Annotated in this window: 22 protein-coding genes; 9 read left to right on the top strand and 13 right to left on the bottom strand. The window is 57.9% G+C overall.

The window, feature by feature from the left end:
- Positions 1–21 precede the first annotated feature (21 nt).
- From OE750_RS09205 to thrS, 4 genes are all read right to left on the bottom strand, one after another.
- A complete protein-coding gene (locus OE750_RS09205) occupies positions 22–765 on the bottom strand; it encodes a DUF2063 domain-containing protein (RefSeq protein WP_263763796.1) in 744 nt (247 codons plus the stop codon).
- A complete protein-coding gene (locus OE750_RS09200; RefSeq protein ID WP_263763794.1) occupies positions 762–1,616 on the bottom strand; it encodes a DUF692 domain-containing protein in 855 nt (284 codons plus the stop codon). The genes OE750_RS09205 and OE750_RS09200 overlap by 4 nt, the downstream gene beginning before the upstream one ends.
- 52 nt (positions 1,617–1,668) lie before the next feature.
- On the bottom strand, positions 1,669–1,971 hold the full coding sequence (locus tag OE750_RS09195) for a DUF2282 domain-containing protein (RefSeq protein WP_263763792.1): 303 nt from the start codon (positions 1,969–1,971) through the stop codon (positions 1,669–1,671).
- 200 nt (positions 1,972–2,171) lie between these two features.
- The gene (gene thrS, locus OE750_RS09190) at positions 2,172–4,133 is read right to left on the bottom strand and encodes a threonine--tRNA ligase (RefSeq protein ID WP_263763790.1); all 1,962 of its coding nucleotides are present in this window, start codon (positions 4,131–4,133) and stop codon (positions 2,172–2,174) included.
- Positions 4,134–4,256: 123 nt separating this feature from the next.
- Between thrS and OE750_RS09185 the strand changes: the two genes are divergently transcribed.
- The 3 genes from OE750_RS09185 (at position 4,257) to OE750_RS09175 (ending at position 7,283) form a co-directional block, all read left to right on the top strand.
- A complete protein-coding gene (locus OE750_RS09185; RefSeq protein WP_263763788.1) occupies positions 4,257–5,561 on the top strand; it encodes an MFS transporter in 1,305 nt (434 codons plus the stop codon).
- Positions 5,562–5,623: 62 nt separating this feature from the next.
- Positions 5,624–6,373, top strand: a complete 750-nt coding sequence (locus OE750_RS09180; protein WP_263763786.1) for an alpha/beta hydrolase — start codon at positions 5,624–5,626, stop codon at positions 6,371–6,373.
- A 196-nt stretch (positions 6,374–6,569) separates the two neighbouring features.
- Positions 6,570–7,283 carry an alpha/beta fold hydrolase gene (locus tag OE750_RS09175; RefSeq protein WP_263763784.1) on the top strand — a complete coding sequence of 238 codons (714 nt, stop codon included), beginning with the start codon at positions 6,570–6,572 and terminating at the stop codon, positions 7,281–7,283.
- A 52-nt stretch (positions 7,284–7,335) separates the two neighbouring features.
- Here the strand turns inward: OE750_RS09175 and OE750_RS09170 are convergent, their stop codons facing one another.
- Positions 7,336–8,136, bottom strand: a complete 801-nt coding sequence (locus OE750_RS09170; RefSeq protein WP_263763783.1) for a GNAT family N-acetyltransferase — start codon at positions 8,134–8,136, stop codon at positions 7,336–7,338.
- A 47-nt stretch (positions 8,137–8,183) separates the two neighbouring features.
- Between OE750_RS09170 and OE750_RS09165 the strand changes: the two genes are divergently transcribed.
- Positions 8,184–8,321: a hypothetical protein gene (locus OE750_RS09165; protein WP_263763781.1), complete on the top strand. Its 138-nt coding sequence runs from the start codon at positions 8,184–8,186 to the stop codon at positions 8,319–8,321.
- Here the strand turns inward: OE750_RS09165 and phaZ are convergent.
- A complete protein-coding gene (phaZ, locus tag OE750_RS09160) occupies positions 8,318–9,607 on the bottom strand; it encodes a polyhydroxyalkanoate depolymerase (protein WP_263763779.1) in 1,290 nt (429 codons plus the stop codon). The two genes, OE750_RS09165 and phaZ, sit on opposite strands and share 4 nt — an antisense overlap.
- A gap of 112 nt (positions 9,608–9,719) precedes the next feature.
- Here phaZ and phaC point away from each other — a divergent pair, with 112 nt between their 5' ends.
- From phaC to OE750_RS09140, 4 genes are all read left to right on the top strand, one after another.
- Positions 9,720–11,513, top strand: a complete 1,794-nt coding sequence (phaC, locus tag OE750_RS09155) for a class I poly(R)-hydroxyalkanoic acid synthase (protein ID WP_263763777.1) — start codon at positions 9,720–9,722, stop codon at positions 11,511–11,513.
- A gap of 215 nt (positions 11,514–11,728) precedes the next feature.
- Positions 11,729–12,178 carry a phasin, PhaP gene (locus OE750_RS09150; RefSeq protein ID WP_263763775.1) on the top strand — a complete coding sequence of 150 codons (450 nt, stop codon included), beginning with the start codon at positions 11,729–11,731 and terminating at the stop codon, positions 12,176–12,178.
- A 143-nt stretch (positions 12,179–12,321) separates the two neighbouring features.
- Positions 12,322–12,891, top strand: a complete 570-nt coding sequence (gene phaR, locus OE750_RS09145) for a polyhydroxyalkanoate synthesis repressor PhaR (RefSeq protein WP_263763773.1) — start codon at positions 12,322–12,324, stop codon at positions 12,889–12,891.
- A gap of 6 nt (positions 12,892–12,897) precedes the next feature.
- Entirely contained in the window at positions 12,898–13,863 is a 966-nt protein-coding gene (locus OE750_RS09140) for a LysR family transcriptional regulator (protein WP_263763771.1), read from the top strand.
- On the opposite strand, the gene OE750_RS09135 is transcribed toward OE750_RS09140, so the two are convergent.
- The 4 genes from OE750_RS09135 to OE750_RS09120 form a co-directional block, all read right to left on the bottom strand.
- The gene (locus OE750_RS09135) at positions 13,850–15,061 is read right to left on the bottom strand and encodes a DegT/DnrJ/EryC1/StrS family aminotransferase (RefSeq protein WP_263763769.1); all 1,212 of its coding nucleotides are present in this window, start codon (positions 15,059–15,061) and stop codon (positions 13,850–13,852) included. The two genes, OE750_RS09140 and OE750_RS09135, sit on opposite strands and share 14 nt — an antisense overlap.
- Positions 15,062–15,227: 166 nt before the next feature.
- Positions 15,228–15,542: a 2Fe-2S iron-sulfur cluster-binding protein gene (locus tag OE750_RS09130; protein WP_263763767.1), complete on the bottom strand. Its 315-nt coding sequence runs from the start codon at positions 15,540–15,542 to the stop codon at positions 15,228–15,230.
- 12 nt (positions 15,543–15,554) lie between these two features.
- Positions 15,555–16,844, bottom strand: a complete 1,290-nt coding sequence (locus OE750_RS09125; protein WP_263763765.1) for a glutamine synthetase family protein — start codon at positions 16,842–16,844, stop codon at positions 15,555–15,557.
- 21 nt (positions 16,845–16,865) lie between these two features.
- Positions 16,866–18,122, bottom strand: coding sequence for a cytochrome P450 (locus tag OE750_RS09120; protein WP_263763763.1), 1,257 nt, complete (start codon positions 18,120–18,122; stop codon positions 16,866–16,868).
- Between the two features lie 87 nt (positions 18,123–18,209).
- Between OE750_RS09120 and OE750_RS09115 the strand changes: the two genes are divergently transcribed.
- The gene (locus tag OE750_RS09115) at positions 18,210–18,890 is read left to right on the top strand and encodes a type 1 glutamine amidotransferase (RefSeq protein ID WP_263763761.1); all 681 of its coding nucleotides are present in this window, start codon (positions 18,210–18,212) and stop codon (positions 18,888–18,890) included.
- Here the strand turns inward: OE750_RS09115 and OE750_RS09110 are convergent.
- The 3 genes from OE750_RS09110 to OE750_RS09100 form a co-directional block, all read right to left on the bottom strand.
- On the bottom strand, positions 18,882–19,532 hold the full coding sequence (locus OE750_RS09110; protein WP_263763760.1) for a GntR family transcriptional regulator: 651 nt from the start codon (positions 19,530–19,532) through the stop codon (positions 18,882–18,884). The genes OE750_RS09115 and OE750_RS09110 overlap by 9 nt on opposite strands.
- Positions 19,533–19,685: 153 nt before the next feature.
- Positions 19,686–20,459 (bottom strand): HpcH/HpaI aldolase family protein, encoded by a 774-nt coding sequence (locus tag OE750_RS09105; protein WP_263763758.1) that lies wholly within the window; start codon positions 20,457–20,459, stop codon positions 19,686–19,688.
- A 10-nt stretch (positions 20,460–20,469) separates the two neighbouring features.
- Entirely contained in the window at positions 20,470–21,879 is a 1,410-nt protein-coding gene (locus tag OE750_RS09100; RefSeq protein ID WP_263763756.1) for a pyridoxal phosphate-dependent decarboxylase family protein, read from the bottom strand.
- Positions 21,880–22,043 lie beyond the last annotated feature (164 nt).

Genomic DNA, 22,043 nt, shown 5'->3' with positions numbered 1-22,043 from the left:
TATACTTACTTATCAAATTATTCACGGTAATTCCTCATGTTTTACTTGAGATATGCTTTGGGTGCCGAGCAAAAGGCCGAGAGCGGCGCCGAGATCAATTTCGGGCGCGCTTTCGCAAGCGTCTCCGAGTGTTTTTCCGGCCTGAAGACCCGCGATAAAGCGGTCGGCTCCTTGGGGCAAAAGATGAGGCTCGGGATCAAAGCCCGAGCGGGCAACAAGCACGGATTGGGCCATAGCCACCGGCTTGGGCGCACCTTCGCGCTTGTTGTAGAGCCAGAGCGCGTGGACGGGCCAGGGCGAGACGACGAGGCGCAGAGACGGTGCAAGAACGAGGCGGACATCTGCCAGAGCTCCGGGGGCAATCCGGCCCAGAGCCTCAGGGGCGAGCGGCGTGTGGTCGGCGGCATGATAGCTCTCGCGCAGGGCATATTCGAGCCGCGCGATATCGGGGAGATAGGCGTATTTGGCAAGCGGCGGGAAGCGCGCAAGGAAGGCGGCAAACCCCTTGCCATAGAGCATCATCAAGGGGGAGGCGGGCGGCTCGGTGCGCAGGTATTCACGGGCGATATTGCGGAAGTTTTCTGCGCCGATGAGCTTTGCCACAACGGGAAAGCCTGCTTCGAGCGCGTCAATCAGTGAAACGGTGACATTGTTGCGATAGACCGCAAAGCGCTTGCCTGCAGGCGCGCCATGGCCATCGTTCAGGCCGTCCGGCGCGGGCAGATCAGGAGCAAGTAGCGCTTTGGTGAAGCTTTTCTGACTCATGCGGGAACCTTGGTCAGTGCTGCCTCTGCGCGGGCGGCTTCGGCGGCAAGCACGGGCCATTCGGGGACGTCATTGTCCCATTCGACAAGCAAGGGGAGCGGGCCGGCGCGCTCTAATGTATAGTCAAGCAGCGCCCAGACAGGATCAGCTATTTCGTGTCCGTGGCTGTCGATGAGCAGCGGGCGGCCTGCATCGTCTTTGTCTTCATCATGGCCGCCAAGGTGAATTTCACCAACCTTATCAAGGGGGAAGGTGTCGATATAGCTTTGCGGGGAATACCCCAGATTTGTTGCAGAGACGAAGACGTTGTTCACATCAAGCAGCAGGCCACAGCCTGTGCGCGCGGCCAGCTCGGCCAGAAACCCGGTTTCTTCCATATCGGAGGCCTCAAAGGCCAGATAGGAGGAGGGGTTTTCGAGCAGCATCTGACGACCCAGCGTCTCTTGCACCTCGTCTATATGGGCACTCACACGGGCGAGGCTTGCGGCGTTGTAAGGTAGCGGCAGAAGGTCGTTGAGGAAGGCACTGTCGTGCGACGACCAAGCGAGATGCTCGGAGAAGCTGGCGGGGTTGAGCCAATCGCATAGGTGTTTGAGGCGCGCGAGGTGCTCGGGATCAAGCGGGCCTTCTCCGCCTATGGAGAGGCCGACACCATGCACGGAAACGGGGAAACGCTCGGAGAGGGCGCGCAGCTGTGCGAGCGGGCGGCCACCTTGTCCCATGTAGTTTTCGGCGTGAACCTCAAACCAGCGGACAGGGGCGGCATTGTCCATGATTTCGGCGTAATGCTGCGGCTTGTAGCCCAGGCCTGCACGGTTTGGCAGGCGGTTGTTTCGGTTTTGGTCAAACATGGCTGGCTCCGAAGGCTGGACGGGAGGACCGAGGGAGTCCTCCCAAAGAGGTTTATGCGGGCAAATCTCGATCGAGGGCTTCGAGCGAACCTTTGCGCATTTCACCGTCGGCCATGGCAGGCAGTTCGATTTCTGTGCATGTGCCTTCGTCAACAAGTGTCCAGGCGTTGCCTTGGTAATCGACTGTAGATGTGCCTGCGCAAGTTGTGCCCGGGCCTGCGGCGCAATCATTCTTGCCGGCCATGGAAACGCCAAAGCATTTTTCTTTTTCAGCGGCCGAGGCAGTTGTGACTTGTGCGGCAAGGGCCGCAGCAACGGCGCCTGCTACAGCGGCGGATTTGATCAGTTTAGACATTGGGAACTCCCTTTTACATTAACGAGGGCCGCAGTGTTGCGGCTTGCTAAAGGTAGCTGGGAGCGGGGCACTTACGCTATTCACGGGCGCGTGTGTCACGATAACGCGAGGTCACGTGTATTGTTTCGGGCGGTTTCGAGCGATAAATTTCAAAAGCAGGCGTATATTGTTACGCCCGCTTTGATGTTTTGGATCAAATATTACAAAAGGTCGGGCGGAGTCGCGGCTTTTGCGAGTTCGCTCACGATATCATCGAGACTTGTAACATTTGTCTGCTTCTCGCCAAGGCGGCGCACGGTGAGGGTGCGTTCCTCAACTTCGCGGTGACCGACCGCAAGGATGACGGGCACTTTGCCGAGGCTGTGCTCGCGGACCTTGTAATTGATCTTCTCGTTGCGGATATCAAGCTCGGCGCGCACGCCTGCGGCCTTGAGCGCGGTGCAGACCTCGGAGGCGTAGTCATCGGCATCGGACACGATTGTGGCGACAACAACCTGCCGGGGCGCGAGCCAGAAGGGGAGCTTGCCTGCGTGTTCCTCAATGAGAATACCGATGAAACGCTCAAACGAGCCAAGTGTGGCCCGGTGCAGCATATAGGGCAGGTGCTTGTCGCCATCCTTGCCGATATATGCGGCGTCAAGACGCTCTGGCATGTTGCTGTCAACCTGCAGGGTTCCGCACTGCCAGTTGCGGCCGATGGCATCTGTGAGAACAAACTCAAGCTTGGGGCCATAAAATGCGCCTTCGCCTTCTTGGATCTCATAGTCATAACCCGCTGCTTTACAGGCGTTGCCAAGGGCTTTTTCCAACTGGTCCCATGTCTCTTCGGAGCCGATCCGTTTTTCGGGGCGTGTCGAGAGCTTGATTGACCAGTTTGTGAAGCCGAGTTCTGCATAGATCTCTGACAGGAAGCTGATAAAGCGCGCTGTTTCGTCTTCGATCTGCTCTTCGGTGCAGAAAATGTGCCCATCATCCTGTGTAAAGCCACGCACCCGCATGATCCCGTGTAATGCACCCGATGGCTCATAGCGGTTGCAAGAGCCGAACTCGGCCATGCGCAGGGGCAAGTCGCGGTAGGATTTAAGGCCTTGGTTGAAGACCTGAATGTGGCAGGGGCAGTTCATCGGCTTCAATGCGTTGACAGTTTTTTCGCGCGCGTGGTCTTCATCGACCTCGACGATAAACATGTTTTCCTGATAGCTCTCCCAGTGGCCCGAGGCCTCCCAGAGTTTGCGATTCACAACCTGAGGCGTGTTGACCTCGACATATCCACCTGCGCGCTGACGGCGGCGCATGTAGTCTTGCAGGGTGGTGTAGATGGTCCAGCCGTTGGGATGCCAGAAAATCTGCCCCGGGGCTTCTTCCTGCATGTGAAAGAGGTCCATCTCGCGGCCAAGTTTACGGTGATCGCGTTTGGCGGCTTCTTCGAGCATCAGGAGGTAGGCTTTTAGCTTTTCCTTGCCTGTAAAGGCGACACCGTAGATGCGCTGAAGCATCTCGCGGTTGCTATCACCGCGCCAGTAGGCACCTGCAACGCTCATGAGCTTGAAGGCATCGGCGGGAAGCTGGCCTGTGTGCTGCAAATGCGGGCCGCGGCAAAGATCCTGCCAGTCGCCATGCCAATACATGCGCAGGGGCTCGTCGCCGGGGATGGCGTCGATCAGCTCGACTTTGAAGGGCTCGTTTTGATCTTTGTAGTATTGCACGGCTTTGTCGCGCGGCCAGATTTCTGTGCGAACCTTGTCGCGCAGATTGATGATTTCTTTCATCTTTTTCTCGATTGCGCCGAGATCTTCCGGTGTGAAGCTTTCTTTGCGGTCAAAGTCGTAATACCAGCCGTTCTCGATCACCGGACCGATGGTCACTTTGACATCGGGCCAAAGCTCCTGCACGGCGCGGGCCATGACATGCGCAAAATCGTGGCGGATGAGCTCGTTGGCCTGGTCTTCATCTTTGAGCGTGTGAATGGCGATGCTTGCATCGGCCTCGATCGGCCATGCCAAATCCCAGTGCTGGCCATTGACGGTGGCCGAAATTGCCTTTTTGGCGAGGCTTGTAGAGATATCGGCGGCCACTTCGCCAGCGGTGATGCCAGCGGCATACTCACGTGAATTGCCATCAGGAAGGGACAGGTTGATTTTATTTGGGGAAATCTGGCTCATGGCCTAGCTCCTCGTCAGTTTGGCGCCCACAAAAGCGCCCGGTTGCGGGTATGGTTCGGGGGCGGTTTGCGCTTTTGAGGGTGAATTGTCAAGCAGCCGGGGACAGGCATTTCAAGCGGTTCCATGGAACTTTGGCGGCGCTGGTTGGTTATACCTGTGGAGGCCTACATGAAAGCGGTGAATGCAGAGCAGTTGTTTGGGACGGCCACCGGATCGGCCCAGAAGGACTGGAACAAGGACGAGGAGGGCAAGGCGGGGCTTTTACATATCGCCGCGCTGTCTTTTTCCAAGCTGTCGGATGGTTTGCTCAACCCCAAGCTGGTGTTGAGCTGGCTGCTGACCGCGCTTGGCGCGCCAGCCTATATTATCGGGTTTCTGGTTCCCATACGCGAGGCGGGCGCGCTTTTGCCGCAGGCTGTATTGGCACGGTTCATAGAGCGTTTGGAAATGCGCCGCTGGGTGTGGGTTTCGGGCGCGGTGGGGCAGGGTCTTTCGGCACTGCTGATTGCTCTGGCAGCCCTTGCGTTTGAAGGAGTTACGGCGGGCTGGGTGATCTGCGGGCTTCTGGCGTGTCTTGCTGTCAGCCGTGCAGCCTGTTCGGTAAGTTACAAGGATATTCTGGGAAAAACAGTCGGTCAGACGCGGCGTGGCGCTGTGACTGGGCTTGCGGGCTCGCTGGCGGCGGCGGGTGTGTTTTGCTTTGCGCTTCTGATGGTGGGCGGTGTTATGAAAGACGAGCACGCGGTGATCGGGGCTGTGGGGCTGGCCGGTGCTTTGTGGCTTACGAGTGCCGCTACTCTGGCGCAGCTTCCGGAGCAGCCCAGCAGCACGGAAAGCGAGGCGGACACCGAGGGTGTCTGGAGTATTTTGCGCCGTGATAGGAACCTGCGCCGCTTTATTGCTGTGCGCGGGATGCTTGTATCGACGGCCCTTGCCCCGCCATATCTTGTCATTTTGGCAGGGCAGAGCGAGGGCACGGGGCTGGGCCAGCTGGGCGCGTTGCTGGTTGCGTCAAGTGCGGCGAGTTTTCTCAGCTCTTATATCTGGGGTCGTATGGCTGACAGTTCGAGCCGTAGAGTGCTGGCGGTGGTGGGCTTTTTGGGTGCTGTGTCGTTGAGCGCAGCGGTGTTTGCAGGCGTTTCAGGATATGCCGAGGGCAGGTTTGTGATCCCTGTAATCCTCTTTGCGCTGATGCTGGCCTACCATGGTGTCCGGCAGGCTCGCTCGACTTATCTTGTTGATATTGCACCGGAAGAGCAGCGCGCGGCTTATGCGGCGGCGGCGAATGTGGTGATCGGAACGATCTTGCTTCTGGCGGGGGCCATGGGCGGAGCGCTGTCCTGGATCGGGCCTTATGGTGCGCTTGTCGGCTTTGCTGTGATGTCGGCTGCGGGCGGGCTTCTGGCGCTTGGGTTGAAGACGCCATGAGCCATTGCACCTGCGGCGCGCGCACGGCAAAATGAGTGCAAACAAGCGAAGAGAGCGAACGAATGGCACAATTTTACCAAGCCGAGCAAGGGCGCAAACTGGCCTATCACAAGAGTGACGGCGCGGGGCCTTGCATTGTGTTTTGTGGCGGGCTGAAATCGGACATGGAAGGCACGAAGGCTGTGCATCTTGAAGCTTGGGCACAAGCGCGTGGCTATGCGTTTTTACGGTTTGACTATTCGGGTCATGGCGAAAGCTCGGGCCGCTTTGAAGACGGCTCGATCGGGGACTGGCATGAAGATACGCTGGCCATTCTGAACGCCGTCACGGACGGCCCCTTGCTGATTGTCGGCTCCTCTATGGGGGGATGGCAGGCGCTTTTGCTGGCGCGTGCGATGCCGGAGCGGATTATGGGGATGGTTACGATTGCGGCGGCGCCTGATTTTACCGAAGATGGCTATTGGGCGAGCTTTACGGATGCGCAGAAAACAGAGCTTGAGGCCGTGGGCCATGTGTCGCTGCCGTCGGACTATATGGAGCCCTACATCATCACCAAACGGATGATCGAAGACGGGCGCAAGCGGTTGGTTTTGCGTGATAAACTTGAACTGCCTTTCCCCGTGCGGTTCTTGCAGGGAACGGCGGATACGGCGGTGAGTGTGGCGACGGCGGTGCAGCTTCTGGAGCACGCGGAGGGGCCTGACATGCGGCTGACGCTGGTGAAGGATGCGGACCACCGCTTCTCGGACGAGCGCTGTCTGGCACTGATCGAGGCGGCGGTGGCAGATGTAATGTCCTGTGCCAAGACTTGAGAGTTTTTAATCTGCGCCAGAGAGTTGCGCTGTAAAGCTGATGTGTAAAAGCTGTGGATAAACTCTGGCGAGAAAACCTTGAGGGGCGCTTAATGCGGCGGCCCTTATCATTTGTCGCAATTCCCTGTCATGTGATTTGAGCAGTTGACCTTGGCGGCAGGTCTGCCAATCTGCGCGCCAAGAAGGAGCCCTCCGAATGCGCGAGCCGTTGTTGTTTATCCCCGGTATGATGTGTGATGCGCGGCTTTTCTGGCCGCAGGTCGAGCACTTCAGCCGTAGCAGAAATGTGATGGTGGCTTGCACGGCGGAGGGCGAGCGGATCGAGGAGATCGCTTCGTCTATCCTTTTGGAATCACCTCAGAAATTTGCTCTGGCGGGGCTGTCTATGGGCGGAATCGTTGCGATGGAAATTCTGCGGCGTGCGCCCGAGCGGGTGACGAGGCTTTGCCTGATGGACACCAACCCGCTGGCCGAGACGCCGCAGAGCGCCGCGGCTTATGAGCCGATGATTGTCGGAGTCAAATCGGGGCGGATGATTGATGTGTTGCGCGGCTTTTTGAAACCCGAATTTCTTGCGCCGGGGCCGCAGAGAATACAGGTGCTTTCGCAAGTTCAGGCGATGGCAGAGAGCCTTGGGCCTGAAGTATTCTTGCGCCAGATCAAGGCGTTGCAGCGTAGGCGCGATCAGCAGGCGGCGTTGCGCAAGGCCAAGATGCCCGCGCTTGTGATGTGCGGAGAATATGACGGGCTGACGCCGCGCAAGCGGCATGAATTCATGGCCGAGTTGATCCCTTATGCCAAGCTGGCGATTGTGGAAGGGGCAGGGCATTTGCCGACCCTGGAAGCGCCCGAACAGGTGAATGCGCTGCTGACGGACTGGCTGAAGCAGCCTTATGTTTTGCGCTCTTAATCTTGTGGGGCAATCTGTAGGGCCGCGCGTATATATAACAGTATGGACAGCTTCAGGGCCGGAGAACACGCGCCCATGTGCCGCCCAGGCGACGGGTGTTTGCGCCTGAGCCAAGCTTGAAGCGGGCGAGCGGCGCACCGTGTTCGCTATCAATCAGCCCGAGTTCGATACTGGTGATGCGGCGGGCGGGCAGCTCTTGCATGGCTTTCCAGAGGAGCAGCCAGTGCGCCCCGAGGTTGCGGCCTGCGGGGCCGGACCAACCGATGTGATATGTGGCGCGATTGCCGTGATGGGCAAAGAGCATGGCGGCGCAGGGTGTGCCTGCCTGGCTGAGGGTGAAAAGCCGTAGCGCCGTTGGCGAAGTTTCGGACATGGCCAGTGTGAGGGCCGCCGGATAACCACGATAGCGGCGGGTGCGGGCTTGTACCGCTTCAAGCTTGAGCAGCCAGACGTCTTTACCGGGCTCGAAAGCGCGGTGGGTGAGGGTGCAGTTTTGCGGAAGATCAGCCCCAAACCGCGTCAGGTTGCGCCGCCATTTCGGCTGCATCGCGGCGCGCATTGCGGCAGTGTTCGGAGAGAGCGCCAGCTCGGCAATGTGGGGGGCTTGCACGATCTGACGGTAACCATGGGCGCGCAAGGCGGGGCTTTCGCTTTCGGTATTGAGAAGGCGGATGCGGTTTTTGGCGAGAGCCTCATAGGCTGCGGGGCAATCCTGCGGGCGGGTTGCCAACGAGAGGCCAAAGCGACGCAGCACATAGGCGGGGCCGCTTGGCAACAACACCCGCTTAGGTGCGCACCCCAAGCGGGTGAGCGCGCCATTGAACAGATCGGATTGTTGGAGGGCATGATCCATGGCTTTGTTAAGCCAAAAGAAACCTAATTCGTGGTTAACTGGGCCTTATGAAGACAGAAAAAACCGTTTTTGGGCAAAGCCTGCCTGCGCCAAGGCTTACGCCGTTGGGGGCAGCGCTGCTGGCTTTGGCCATAGCGCTGCCTGTCGGTGCGGTTTTAAGCCTTCTGGACTGGCTTCTGCTTTAGGCCGCGTTTGTGTTGGCGGGCTTATTACCGGCTTTTTTGGCAGCTTTCGCAGGTGCTTCGGAGTTTGCATCTATAAAGTCGAGCACAAGCGGGCGGATATTGTTGCGCCAGCTTTTGCCTGCGAAGATGCCGTAGTGGCCAGCGCCCGGCTCAACGTGTGAGGCTTTTTTGCTGTCGGGCAGGCCCGTGCAGAGGGCAAGCGCGGCGATACACTGGCCGGGGGCGGAGATATCGTCTTTTTCGCCTTCGACAGTTTTGACGGCAACTGTTGTGATCTTGCCGATATCGACCTTGTGGCCTGCAACGATAAACTCGTTTTTCGCTATTTCGCGCTCTTTGAAGATGCGGTGCACCGTGGAGAGATAAAACTCTGCGGTCATATCCATAACGGCGAGGTATTCATCGTAGAATTTATTGTGCTTGTCGTGATCTCCTGCCTTTTCTTTGGCGACACGGGAGATTTGATCTGTGAAGGCTTTGGCGTGTTTCTCGGCATTCATCGAGATGAAGGAAGAAAGCTGCAACAGGCCCGGATAGACCTTGCGGCCAGCGCCGGCATATTTGAAGCCGACCCGCTGGATCATGCTTTCTTCAAGCTGGCCCATGGTGACGCGGCGGCCGAAATCGGTGACTTCGGTAGGCGTTGCGTCAGGGTCAACCGGGCCGCCGATGAGCGTGAGCGAACGGGGCTGTGCATCGGGCTCGATCTCGGCGAGATAGGCTGTGGCGGCCAGCGTGAGGGGCACGGGCTGGCACACGGCGATGACATGGGTGTCGGGGCCGAGCTCGCGCATGAAATCAACGAGGTAAAGAGTGTAGTCCTCGATATCGAACTTGCCTTCGGAGACGGGGATATCGCGGGCATTGTGCCAGTCGGTGATATAGACTTCACAGTCACGGATGAGGCTTTTGACGGTGGAGCGCAGAAGCGTTGCGTAGTGGCCCGACATGGGCGCGACGATAAGCACCTTGCGCGGCGCTTTCTCGCGGCCTGTGACATTGAAGTGGATCAGATCTCCAAAGGGGCGCTCAACGACTTTTTCAACTTTGACGAGGTGATCTTTGCCATCTTCGCAGGTGAATGTGTCGATGCCCCAGTCGGGCTTGGCGACCATGCGCTCGAAGCTGCGCTCGGTGACTTCGCCCCAAGCTGCGATCCATTGAAAAGCAGGGTTTGGAGCCAGAGCAAAAGCGGGGTAGGATGCAAAGGACTGGGCGGTTGCGCCGAACCATTGATTGGCATTGCGAAACGATTCCATGAAGTCGTAGCTGGCCATAAAGCGCATTTGGACGTCCTTGTTTTGAGTTGGGTGACCTGAAAGGCTACCTTAGTAATGTTACTGTGCTGGCATAAAGACTATGCTGCGTTGCAGAAAAAGATAGGGGAATTTTGTTAAGATGACAACAAAAGAAGATGTCTCGGGTGAAAATCTTGACAAAATGCAAGCAAATTTGAAACGGGTTGAAGAGCTTACCGAGCGTTTGATGCGGGTAATCGGCGCGCGGAAACCCGTGAACCCGACGCTGAACGGCCCTGGCCCCGAGTTGATGACGCAGGTTGCGGTGAACTATTGGGCCGAGATGATGGAAAACCCCCAACGCATATATGAGAAGCAGTTCGAGTATTGGGGGAAATCTGTGCAGCATTTCATGGAAGCTCAGGAAGCTTTCATGAAAGAGGGGCTCAAGGCGCCCGAAGACCGCACGGAGAGTGACAAGCGCTTTAGCAATCCGCTTTGGCAGAGCCACCCTTATTTCAACTTTGTGAAGCAACAGTATCTGATCAATTCCGATGCCATCCGTGACGCTGTCGCGAATGTGGATGACCTGAGCGAAACAGACAAACGGCGGCTCGGGTATTTTTCTGAGCAGATTATTGCGATGCTTGCGCCCACGAATTTTCTGAGCACGAACCCCGATGCGCTTGAACGGGCGGTGCAGACAGAGGGCGAGAGCCTTGTGCGCGGGCTTGAAAACCTTGTGGCCGATATGGAGGCCAATGACGGCGAGCTTTTGGTGAAGCTGTGTGACGAGACCGCCTTCGAGCTTGGCCGCAATGTCGCGACAAGCGAGGGAAGTGTGGTGTTTCGTAACGAAATGCTGGAACTGATCCAGTATAAGGCGCGCACCGAGGAGGTGCACAAGACACCGCTGATTATCTTTCCTCCGTGGATCAATAAATTCTACATCCTTGACCTTAAGGAACAGAACAGCCTGATCAAATGGATCACCGAGCAGGGCTATACCTTGTTTGTGGTCAGCTGGCGCAATCCGGGCCGCGAGCAGGGCAACTGGGGCATGGCGGACTATATAGAGAACGGCTTTCTTGAAGCGATTGGCGTGGTGAAGGAGATTACCGGGGAAAAGCAGGTGAATACGGTGGGATACTGTATTGCGGGCACAACCCTGCACCTGACGCTCGCATATATGAAGGCCAAGGGCGATAAATCGGTGAAATCCGCGACATTCTTCACAGCGCTGACCGATTTTGGCGAGCAGGGGGAGTTTACGCCCTTCTTACAGGATGATTTTGTCGATGGAATCGAGGAAGAAGTCGGCAACTACGGTGTGCTGCGCTCGGTTATTATGTCGCGCACCATGAGTTTTTTGCGCTCCAATGATCTGGTCTACGGGCCTGCCATCAAATCTTATATGATGGGCGAGACGCCGCCCGCATTTGATTTGCTCTATTGGAACGGCGATGCGACCAATTTGCCTGGGACGATGGTTATGGAGTATCTGCGCGGGCTTTGCCAGAAGAACGCCTTTGTGAGTGATGGCTATGAGCTTTTGGGAGAGCGGCTGCATGTGAGCGATGTCGAGATTCCGCTTTTTGCGGTGACCTGCGAGACCGACCATATCGCTGCATGGCGCGACTGTTACCGTGGCTTCGGTATGACGGGGGCGAAGAACAAGACCTTTGTGGTGAGCCAGTCGGGGCATATTGCGGGGGTGGTCAATCCGCCGAGCAAGAAGAAATACGGCCATTACACCAACGAAGACTTGCCGGAAACGGCGGCCGACTGGTGGGAGGGCGCGCATTTCCATGAGGGGTCATGGTGGCCACGTTGGGAAAGCTGGCTGAGCAAACGCTCGGGTCAGATGATTGCGGCGCGGGATGTGGGCGGGAAGGGTTATGAGCCTTTGTGCGACGCACCCGGGACCTATGTTGTTTTGAAACCCGAGGTCTGAGTCGGGTAAGCTGTTTTCAGTCTTTGGGAGATATGCTGCGATGCAGCATTTCGTTGATGCCCTTTGAAACAAGGGTTCGACCTTAGGTAAGCTTTTTTGCTGCAATGCAGAAAAAGACTTGAAATGCTGCGTTGCGGCATGTATATATCTGTCAGACGCGAAAACAACTTAGGCCTTTCTGCTTGATAGGCCACCCAACTCAAAGGACCTATACAATGGCTAAAGCACAAGATTTCACAGCGACACTCAAAGACATGATGGGCGCATTTCCGGTAGACACAAAAGCTTTCGAAGGCTCTTTCAAAAACCAAGCCGAGCTTGGCGAAAAGTTCTCTTCACTGGCACTTGACGCAGCTGAAAAATCAGCCGCGATCTCGACAAAATGGACTTCTGAGACACTTGCCAAACTTGGCGACATGTCAAAGGCCAAAGCCGAGCCTGCCGATTACGCAAAAGCGATTACAGATTTCGCCTCAGCTCAAGCTGAAGTTGCATCAGAAAACCTCGCAGCCTTCGCAGAAGTCGCGAAAAAAGTTCAACTCGAAACAGTTGAGCTCATGATGGCAGCCGGCAAATCAGCTTCGGAAGAAGCGTCAACAGCCGTGAAAAAAGCGACTGAAGACATGACAGCTGCTGCGAAAAAAGCGACTGCACCAGCGAAGTAAGCTGACACAGATCGAGCGCGACAGTCTCCTCCCATTCTCGTTGCGCTCAACTCTTGAGCGGGTCCATTGCGGCCCGCTCTTTCTTTTTGTTCAGCACTCGCCTAAGCTGCACTGCAGCGCGGCTCATTTGGGAGGATCAAGGCGTGAACGAGGCGAACAAACCCTTACTGATCAAGCGGTATGCAAGCCGCAGACTTTATAACACTGAAACATCCGACTATGTGACGCTTGATGATATTGCAGCGTTTATCCGGGACGGGCGCGAGGTGCAGATTGTCGATCTGAAGTCAGGTGATGACCTGACGCGCCAGTATCTCCTTCAGATCATTGCCGACCACGAGAGCCGTGGCGAGAATATGTTGCCGGTTTCTGTGCTCAATGACATTGTGCGCAGCTACACCAACCAGGCGACACAGATGATGCCCGAATTTTTGCAAGCCAGCTTTGATATGCTCCGCGAGGGGCAGGATAAGATGATGAAGAATATGGGCGGCAGCCTTGGTCCGCTGGGCCAGATGCCCGGGTTTGAGGCAATGAAGGCGCAGCAGGAAGCTTTCCTGAAAGCGATGACAGGCGGAATGTCGGGCGGCTTTGGCAGCACAGGTCCTGTGGCGGAAGAGCCGGAGCAGGAGGATGACAGCGGTGAAGACCTTGATGATATCAAGGCCGAGCTGGCCGCGCTTCAGGCAAAACTTTCAAAGATGGGCAAGTAACACGCTATGGCCGACAGTGCGGGCCGCATTACGCTTTGGGGAGTCGAGGTGTTTATTGCCACGGCCGAGGAGCGCTCGATCACCGCGGCGGCACGCCGTTTGGGGGCGAGCCCTTCGGCTGTGAGCCAGCAACTCACCAACCTTGAGGGCGCGATGGGGGTGACATTGCTTCTGCGCAATGCGCGGCCTGTTTTGCTCACCCCTGCGGGTGAGATTTTTCGGCGCCGCGCGCAGAATATCATGAACGAGGCCGAGCAGGCGCGTGCGGAACTTGCGATGAGCGATCTGCGGGCGCTGACACGGCTGCGGATGGGTATGATCGAAGACTTCGAACTTGATGTGACGCCACAACTTCTTACCCGTATGGCGGACGAGCTTAAGACCTGTCAGTTCTTGCTTGAGACGGGCGCGAGCCATTTTCTTCATGACCAGCTTGATGCACGTGCTTTGGATGTGATCGTTGCCGCTGAGATGGGCGAGGCGCTGAGCGGGATGGAAGTGCATCCGTTGCTCGAGGACGGTTTTGTGGTGGCCGCGCCCAAGGGGGCGGTGGACCGCAAAGGGGATGTGCTGCGCCAGTTAAAGCGGATGCCGCTTATCCAGTATACATCGCGGCATCATATGGGGCGGTTGATTGCCAGTCATTTGTCGCGCCAGAACCTGCGGCTTTCGCACCGCTTCGAGCTGGATAGCTACCATGCCATTCTGGCGCTTGTCGGTCAGGGGGCGGGCTGGACCATCCTCACGCCGCTGGCGCTGATGCGGGCGCGCCGTTTTGCACCCAAGATCGATGTGATGGCGCTGCCGTTCGAGCCGCTCTCGCGGCGTATCAGCCTGACCGCGCGAGAGGGTATTTTGCAGGATATGCCCGCCGGCATGGCCGACAAGCTGCGCCCCATATTGGAGCAGACGGTGATTGCTCCGGCGCTTGAAGCCTTTCCCTATGCCAAAGGGATGGTCAGCCTGCTTTGAGGGCAGGCGCGCCTTTGACTTCATTCACAGCCTCCAGAAGCGCCTCTACCACAACATCAAGTTGCTCACGGGTGAGCCGTGCTGGCAGACGGGCATCACAGGCGCGCATCAGCATAGCGCGGGTTTTTGGTAAAACGGGGGGTTCGCCTTTGATGAACTTCCAGTTCCAGAAGGCGCGGGCGTTGTCGGTGCTCATTCCGAAGACCTGCACTTTGATGCCGCGGGTGGCGGCGGCATCTGCAAAGGCGCGGGTGTCTTCATCGCTCATGTTCACAAGGTTGAACTGGATGCTGTCAGGCGCACGCTCTTCGGGGGCGAGCTTGTCAGGCACAGTGAACCAGGGGCTTTGCTCAAGCTGTGCTGCGACATAATCATGGTTGGCACGGCCTTTGGTGACGCGCTCGGCCACAAGTGGCAGTTGCGGGCGGATCACGGCGGCGGATAGATTTCCCAGACGCAGGTTATAAAGCGGCAGGTGGTTTTGCCAGCGTGCAAAGGCGGCCTCGAGGGCTTCATCAATTGCGCCATGTTTGCGCCAGTTGTGCTCGTAAGCGCCTGACATGATGACAGTTTGAGCGAGCAGATCGGCATCATCAGTGACAAGGATGCCACCTTCACCTGCGTTGACAAGCTTATAGGACTGGAAGGAAAAACAGCCAATACGCCCGATCGTGCCGATGTTGCGGCCATGCCATGTGGTGCCAAGGCTATGCGCTGCATCCTCGATCACGGGGATGTCTCGTGCATCACAAAGCGCCATGATTGCGTCCATATCCGAGGTATGACCACGCATGTGGGAGATGATCACGGCTTGGATATTGTCATCCAGCCGGGCTTCGAAATCGGCCATATCAACGCGGTAATTCTCGCCCACTTCGCAGAGCACAGGCACGCAATCGGCATGGATGACCGAAGAAGGCACGGCGGCAAAGGTAAACGCAGGGATCAGCACGCGTGCATCGCGGGGCAGGTTCAGCGCCTTTAGCGAGAGAAAAAGCGCGGCCGAGCAAGAGGACACAGCCAGTGCATATTTCGCGCCGAGAAGATCGGCGAATTCCCGCTCCAAAAGCGCGACAGGCGCGTCTTCCGGTGCTGTGTATCGGAAGAGATCTCCTGAGCCCAAAAGCTTTTCAATCTCGGCACGGGCTGCAGCGGGGATAGGCTCGGCATCATAGACGGAAGGAGTATAAGTGCTCATGTTCAGGATTCCCGAATGTAGTTTTTCGTTAATCTAAACTAATTTTGTGAATAGCGAAAGCCCCTGCGCAAATGCGATCCCCGCGGGGTTCCTTTTCTTGCTGAAAATATCCCACCGACTCCGCGCAACAAGTGCGCTCTGTCGGTCATCGCACTTGCTTCGAAACCTACGCCTGCGGCACGATCAGCATGAGCCCGTCCAGATCATCTGACGCGACGATCTGGCAGGACAGGCGCGAGTTTGGCTCGCGTTCGGCTTCGGTGGCGTCGAGCATGGCGTCTTCAAAGTCTTCAACAGAGCCTGTTTTTCCGACCCAAGCCTCATCGACATAGACGTGGCAGGTGGCGCAGGCCAAAGAGCCGCCGCATTCGCCGATGACGTTTGGCACATTGTTGGCCACGGCGGCTTCCATCATGTTGGTTCCATCGGCCACATCTGCCGAAATCTCGCTTCCGTCGGGCAGTTTCCAAGTCACGTTCATAGGTTTCTCCCTTTAGATGAAGTGCACATAGAAGTCGCGTAGGGCGTCGCCTTCCAGATCGCGGGTCTTCTTCACTTCCTGTTCTTTCATGTAGATGTGGTTGGCGCAAAGCGCCTCGCCGACGGCCGTGCACAGTGCTGTGTCGGCCTTAAGGTCTGCCGTTGCGCCTTTGAGGTCCATCGCGGTGCTGACCTTAGCATCGGTTTTCTCAAACCCGTCGCCTGTTTCCATTGGCGGTAGGGTATAGCCGTTTTCCAGCCCCAGAAGGCTGGCCTGCAGCACGGCGGCTGTGCTGGTGTAGGGGTTGGAAGAAGCATCGGCCATGCGGTGCTCAAGCCGCGCTTTCACGCCACCTTCCGAGCTGATGCGTGTGGTGACATTACGATGGTCGCCCCCCCAGTTCTTCCAGAAGCCCGAGAGCGACCCCGGCTGGAGCCGCTGGTAGCTGTTGGCGGAGGGCGCGATGAGGCCCGCGAGGCCTTTGTGGTGCTCCAGCAGCCCTGCGAGGCAACCTTTTGCCAGATCATTCATATGTGCGGGGCCGCCTTTTTCGCCCGAAGACAGCGCGTTCTTGCCGCTTTTGTCCGTGAAGGAGAAGTTGATGTGCATACCCGAGCCGCCCGCTTCGGCCAGAGGTTTGGGCATGAAGCTGAGCAACACGCCATGCTCCAGCGCGATTTCGCGCGCCATGAGGCGGAAGAGCACGATATCATCGACGGCTTTCACGGCATCGTCGAAGGTGAGCACATATTCGAACTGCGGGTTGTCAAACTCCGATGTGATCATCTCAAGTCGGAAGCCGAGGCGTTCGGCTTCTTCCCAGATGGCATCGTTAAAGCGCAGGGGGTCGGAAAACGGACCTGTGCCATAGACCACACCGCCGGGGGCATCGTAGGGAATGATGCGGCCCATTTCGTCGGTCTGGAGCGCGAAACATTCCAGCTCTATGCCGACTTTCGGGGTGAGGCCTTTGGCCTCCCAAGTCGCCACAGCGCGTTTGAGTGCGCCACGCGGGCAGAGCGCGAGCGGCTCGCCTTCGTGGTCGTAGAGATCGCCCAGAACGATCTTGGTGTTTTCATCCCAGCTCTCTCGCACCTCTTGCGCTTTCCACTTCAGCTCCATGTCGGGCAGGCCTTGCATCATCATGGCGCCCGGCGCGTTGAGCAGATCCTTGTCGTAATGCACCCCGAAGGTGGAGCGGCAGAAGCGCGTGCTGGCATCGGCGATCTTGCTGCCGGGCAGGTATTTGCCCCGCATGATGGAAAGGTGGTCGCAGAAGAGGGCGCGGAGGCGGTCTTTCATGATGTTTCTCTCTTGTGTCTATCAGGCACGCTTGATGCGAACGGGCAGTGATTTGATCCCGCCGACGAAATTCGAACGCAGGAATTTATGCTCTCCGTCAGCTTCGATATGCGAGATGCGTTTGGCAAGCTTTTGAAACAGAACCCGCACTTCGAGCCGCGCCAGCCACATGCCGAGGCAGACGTGCGGGCCGCCTTGGCCGAAGCTGACGTGGCGGTTGTTCTCACGCGCAAGGTTCACACGCATGGGCGCATCAAAGGCGCGTTCGTCGCGGTTGCCTGAACTCCACCAGAAGAGCACCTTGTCGCCTTCGCGAATGGTTTTGCCGTGCGCCTCATAGTCTTGCGCGGCGGTGCGGCGGAAGTAGAGCGCAGGGGTGGCCCAGCGGATGATTTCGTCGGGCGCTGTGGCCCAGATATCGCCGGTTTGCATCTGGCCAAGCAGCTCGGGCTGGTGGCACATGGCCTGAATGCCTGCGGCGATCGAGTAGCGTGTGGTGTCGTTGCCTGCCGCGACGAGAAGGCAGAAGAAGTTGCGAAACTCTTCCTGCGAGATGGTGTTACCGTCCTTGTCGGGCTGCAGGATCATGTGCAGCACGCCCTCTGTGTCGCCTGCTGCTTCTTTCTGCGCCATGAGGTCTTTGGCATAGAGGTAAAGCTCGGCGCCTGCGGGGGAGTTGAACGGCATCATGCGGAACTCGTCGGTCTGCATTTTGTCGAGCACATGGTCTGTAAAGTCCGGGTCCGTGTTGGCGATGAGAGCGTCGCCCTTTTCGACCAGCCACGGCAGGTCTTTTTCAGGCAGGCCGAGGATGCGCCCGAGCATGCGCATGGGCAGCTCGCGGGCGATTGTCTTGGTGGCGTCAAAGCTGTCTTCGCTGAGAGCTTCATCGAGGATTTCGTCGCAGAGCGTGCCTATCTCTTGTTCGAACTGCGCGATCACAGGCTTGGAAAAGGCCTTGGCCACCTTGATACGGGTTTTCATATGCTCTGGCGCGTCGGTTTCCTGAAAGGTGCGGCGCGCGAGGTATTCCTCATATGATTGGTCTTCCATGCGGATGCCGCGCGCGGAGGAAAAGACAGCTGTATTGCGGTTCATTTCCAGAATGTCGGCCTGGCGGGTGACGGACCAGTAATTTTCACCGCCTTCATACTCGGTCCAGCTCACAGGGTCTTCATCGCGCAGGCGTTTGAAGGTGTTGTGCGGTGCGCCTTGCTCGAATGTGTCGTGGCTTGAAAGGTCGGCGTAGCCGTCATCGGTTGGTGTCCAGACAGTCATAGGGGCAGCCTCACTTCCAGTTTCACTTGTTAAGTATATTATGAGGGCATATAAATATGTAAAGAAGAATCTTTGAGGAGATACCCGATGCACATTGCGGTTCTGGTGACAAACACCGACGAAAGCACCTTTGCGCAGGCTTGGCCAAAGGATGGCGAGAAGTTTCCCTCGATGATGCGGAGAGTGCGGCCCGACTGGTGCTTTACGGCCTATGAGGTGAAGGATGGGGTCTTTCCCGAAAGTCTTGACGGCATTGACGGTGTGATGATTACAGGGTCTCCCTCTTCGGTGAATTCCGATGCGCCTTGGGTGGCGCGGTTATTAGAAGTGATCCGCGAAATATATGCCGCAGATGTGCCGATGATTGGTGCGTGTTTCGGGCATCAGGCGATTGCCAAGGCTCTGGGTGGCGAGGTGAGCCGCAACCCTGACGGCTGGGTGCATGGCCTTGTTGACGTTAATCTGGGCGAGGCGCGCCTGCCACTTTACGCCTCGCATATCGAGCAGGTTTCGCGGCTTCCGGAAGGAGCAGACGTGATCGCAACAGGCCCGGGTTGCCCTGTGGGGGGCTTTCAGATCGGACGGATCATGACCACGCAGTATCACCCCGAGATGGAGCCCGATTTTATGGCGGCACTGGTTGAGGAACTGGCGAGTGAACTGCCGCTTGCCGTTACAGAAGCGGCGCGGGCCTCTATGGTCGGACCTGCGGACATGACCGGTATGGCGGAACGTATGGCCTTGTTTTTAGAGGGAAAGTCAGCTTAACGCTGCGAGAAGATCAAGTGCTGTGACATGGTCAAAGCTCACATGGCGCTCCATGGCGGTTTCGGCTTCGATGGCCTCGCGCGCGAAGATAAGATCGGCGATGACACGGTGTTCTTTGGCAGAAGTCGCGATGACGCCTTTGTAGTGATATCGCGCGCGGTAATAGGCCATGAGCTTGCGTGCGTTGGTTTTGATCATCTCGAGCAAATAGGGATTGCCGGCGGCTTCTGCCACCACGCGGTGAAAGTCCATGTTGAGCTGGTAGTATGCGTCGGGCGCGCCGTCTCCATGTTTTTGTGCATGTGCCTCACAGGCTGTAACCGCCGCCTCCAGAGCCTGCGCATGGGTGTTTGAAAGCCTGCGCGCCGCGAGCCCGGCGGCCTGACCTTCCAGCTTGGCATGCACTTCCAGAATGGCCAGAAACTGCTCCAGTGTCGGGCGGAACACAACCGCTCCCTTGCGCGCGACACGTTCGACAAGCCCCGAGGTTTCGAGCTGGATCAGCGCTTCGCGCACAGGTGTGCGAGACACATCATGTAGTGCCATGATGGCGCCGTCTTCAATGAAATCACCGGGGCGCAAAGCTCCTGTTTCGATGTCGCGCAGAATTGCGCTGATGATGGTTTCAGTTTGGCCAGCCATAGGCCCAAACTGGCGCAAATTCAGATTTTAGTCCAGACAGTAAATATTCAAAGACGCATTAAATATGCTTCTTCTGTTCCAAAATGCCTTGGGGGAGCGCGAGGGGGCTGGCCCCCTCGCTCTTGGTCGGATTGCGCGCAGCGCAATTCGAAATCAGATGCGCGAGCGCCATTGCCCCTCAAGATCGCGGATCGCCTTGGTGAACACACCCACATCAACACCCACGGCAAGGAACTGCGCGCCCCAATCGGCGTAGTCCTGCGTTGCCGCTTCGCTCACGCCGAGGATGCCTGCGGCTTTGTCCGATGCGCCGATGCGGGTGAGCATATCCTTAATTGCGGATTTCACCTCGTCGGCTGCCGAATTGCCCGGATAGCCCATATCGGCAGCCAGATCAGCAGGGCCGATAAAGACACCATCGACGCCTTCAACCTGCAGGATCGCATCGAGGTTTTCCATGCCGAGGCGGGTTTCGACCTGCACCAGCAAACAGACCTGATCGTTGGCTGTTTGGACATAATCTGTGATCGAGCCGAAGTGAGAAGCCCGGGCACCTGCCGCGCCTGCGCCGCGGATGCCGTGCGGCGGGTAGCGCATGGCACGCACGAGTTGCGCCGCTTGTTCGGCCGTGTCGACCATCGGCACAAGGACAGTTTGCGCGCCTGCGTCGAGCACCTGTTTCACAAGCCAGTCGTTGCCTGTCGGGATACGCACAACAGCGTGGGAGTGTTTGCCATCGAGCACTTGCAACTGTGCAGTGATGGTTTGCAGATCGTTCGGGGCGTGTTCGCCGTCGATCACGATCCAGTCAAAGCCCGCTGTCGCGACCATTTCGACGGGGTAGGGGTGTGCAAAGCTCGACCAGCAGCCAAGCTGTTTTTTACCCGCTTTCAGAGCGGCTTTGAAAGGGTTGTGGGGCGCTGGCATAGGTGTCTCCTTAAAGAGTGGCTGCGAGTTCGGTGATCACGTCGTAGGCGGTCATCACATCGTCGCGGGTTGCTTCAAACTGGCCTGCCTGAAAGCGGATGACAAGCGCGCCTTTGGTGCGGGTTTGGGTGATGTAGATGCGGCCATCGTCATTCACTACATCGACAAGGCGCTGGTTGAGCGCGTCAAGATCGCTTGCGCCTTTGGGTGCATAGCGGAAGGTGAAGAGCGAGAGCACCGGTTCTGTGACAATCTCGAAGTCGGGTGTGGTGCGGAAGCGCTCGCAGAGCTCTTCGGACCATGTCACATGGTTGCGCAGCATGGTGCGCAGGCCTTCAAGGCCATAGGTGCGGAAGAGAAACCAGAGTTTCAGTGCACGGAAGCGGCGGCCGAGGGGGACAGACCATTCGGAGTAGTTTATGATCCCGTCTTTTCCGTGTGTTTTCAGATACTCGGGCTGGATTGCCAGGGTGCGGGTGAGGTCTTCCGGCGCGCGCACGAAATGGGCGGAGAGGTCAAACTGTGTGCCCATCCATTTGTGGGGGTTGAGCACTACGCTGTCGGCTTTCTCTACGCCTTTCCAGAGCGTGCGGAACTCTTCGCAGAGCATGGCCGAGCCTGCCCAGGCCGCATCGACATGGGTGTAAAGCCCGTGGGCGGCGGCGACATCGCAGGTGGCGGAAATGTCATCGCAAGCGCCTGTGCCTGTGCCGCCGGTGCAGGCGATGACGCCAGCGGGGAGATACCCTGCGTCGATGTCAGCCTTGATGGCGGCGTCGAGCTTGGCGGGGTCCATGGCGCGCATCGGGCCTTGGGTGGGGATGCGGACAAGGTTATTTTGGCCGATGCCCGAAATCCAGATCGCGCGGTCAACCGAGGTATGGACCTCCTCGGAAGCATAGATGCGCAGGCGGGGTTGGTCTGACAGGCCATCCTGATTGCCGGCCCAGTTGAGGCTGCGTTCGCGCATGGTGAGCACGGCGGCGAGTGTGGCTCCGCTGGCGCTGTCCTGAATGACGCCGTGGAAGGCTTGCGGCAGGCCAAGCGCGTCGCGCAGCCAGTCCATCATGCGGGTTTCCATTTCGGTGGCGGCGGGCGAGGTTTGCCAGAGCATACATTGCGGGGCCATGACCGTTGTGAAGAAATCCGCGAGCACGGCAGCGGGCGAGGCGTTGGAGGGGAAGTAAGCAAAGAAACGCGGGTGTTGCCAGTGGGTGATACCGGGCATGACGATGCGTTCGAAATCCTTGATCACCTCGTCGACAGGCTGGCCTTGTTCGGGGGCCGCGGGGGCCAGTTGGGCTGCGATTTCGCCAGGTTTGGTTTGTGCACGCACGGGGCGCTGGCGCAGGGAGCCGTGATACTCGGCGGCCCAATCGGCCACGTAGCGGCCCCATTTGGGAAAATCAGTCCAGCGCATGTTTGGCTCCTTTGTTTTGTTAACATGGTAATGAAAATTACCCCGCTGACAAGAGGATTCAGCTATTGTGATGCGTTGGGGGGGGGGGGGGGGGGGGGGCCGCCCCCCCCCCCGGGGGGGGTTTGTTGGGGTGGGGTGGGTGGGGGCAGGGGGGGGGGGGGTGT

The organism is Lentibacter sp. XHP0401, assembly GCF_025751535.1.
Classification (GTDB): Bacteria; Pseudomonadota; Alphaproteobacteria; order Rhodobacterales; family Rhodobacteraceae; genus Lentibacter.
Note: the sequence above shows the minus strand (reverse complement) of the source record. Positions and strands in the feature narration are given on the sequence as shown.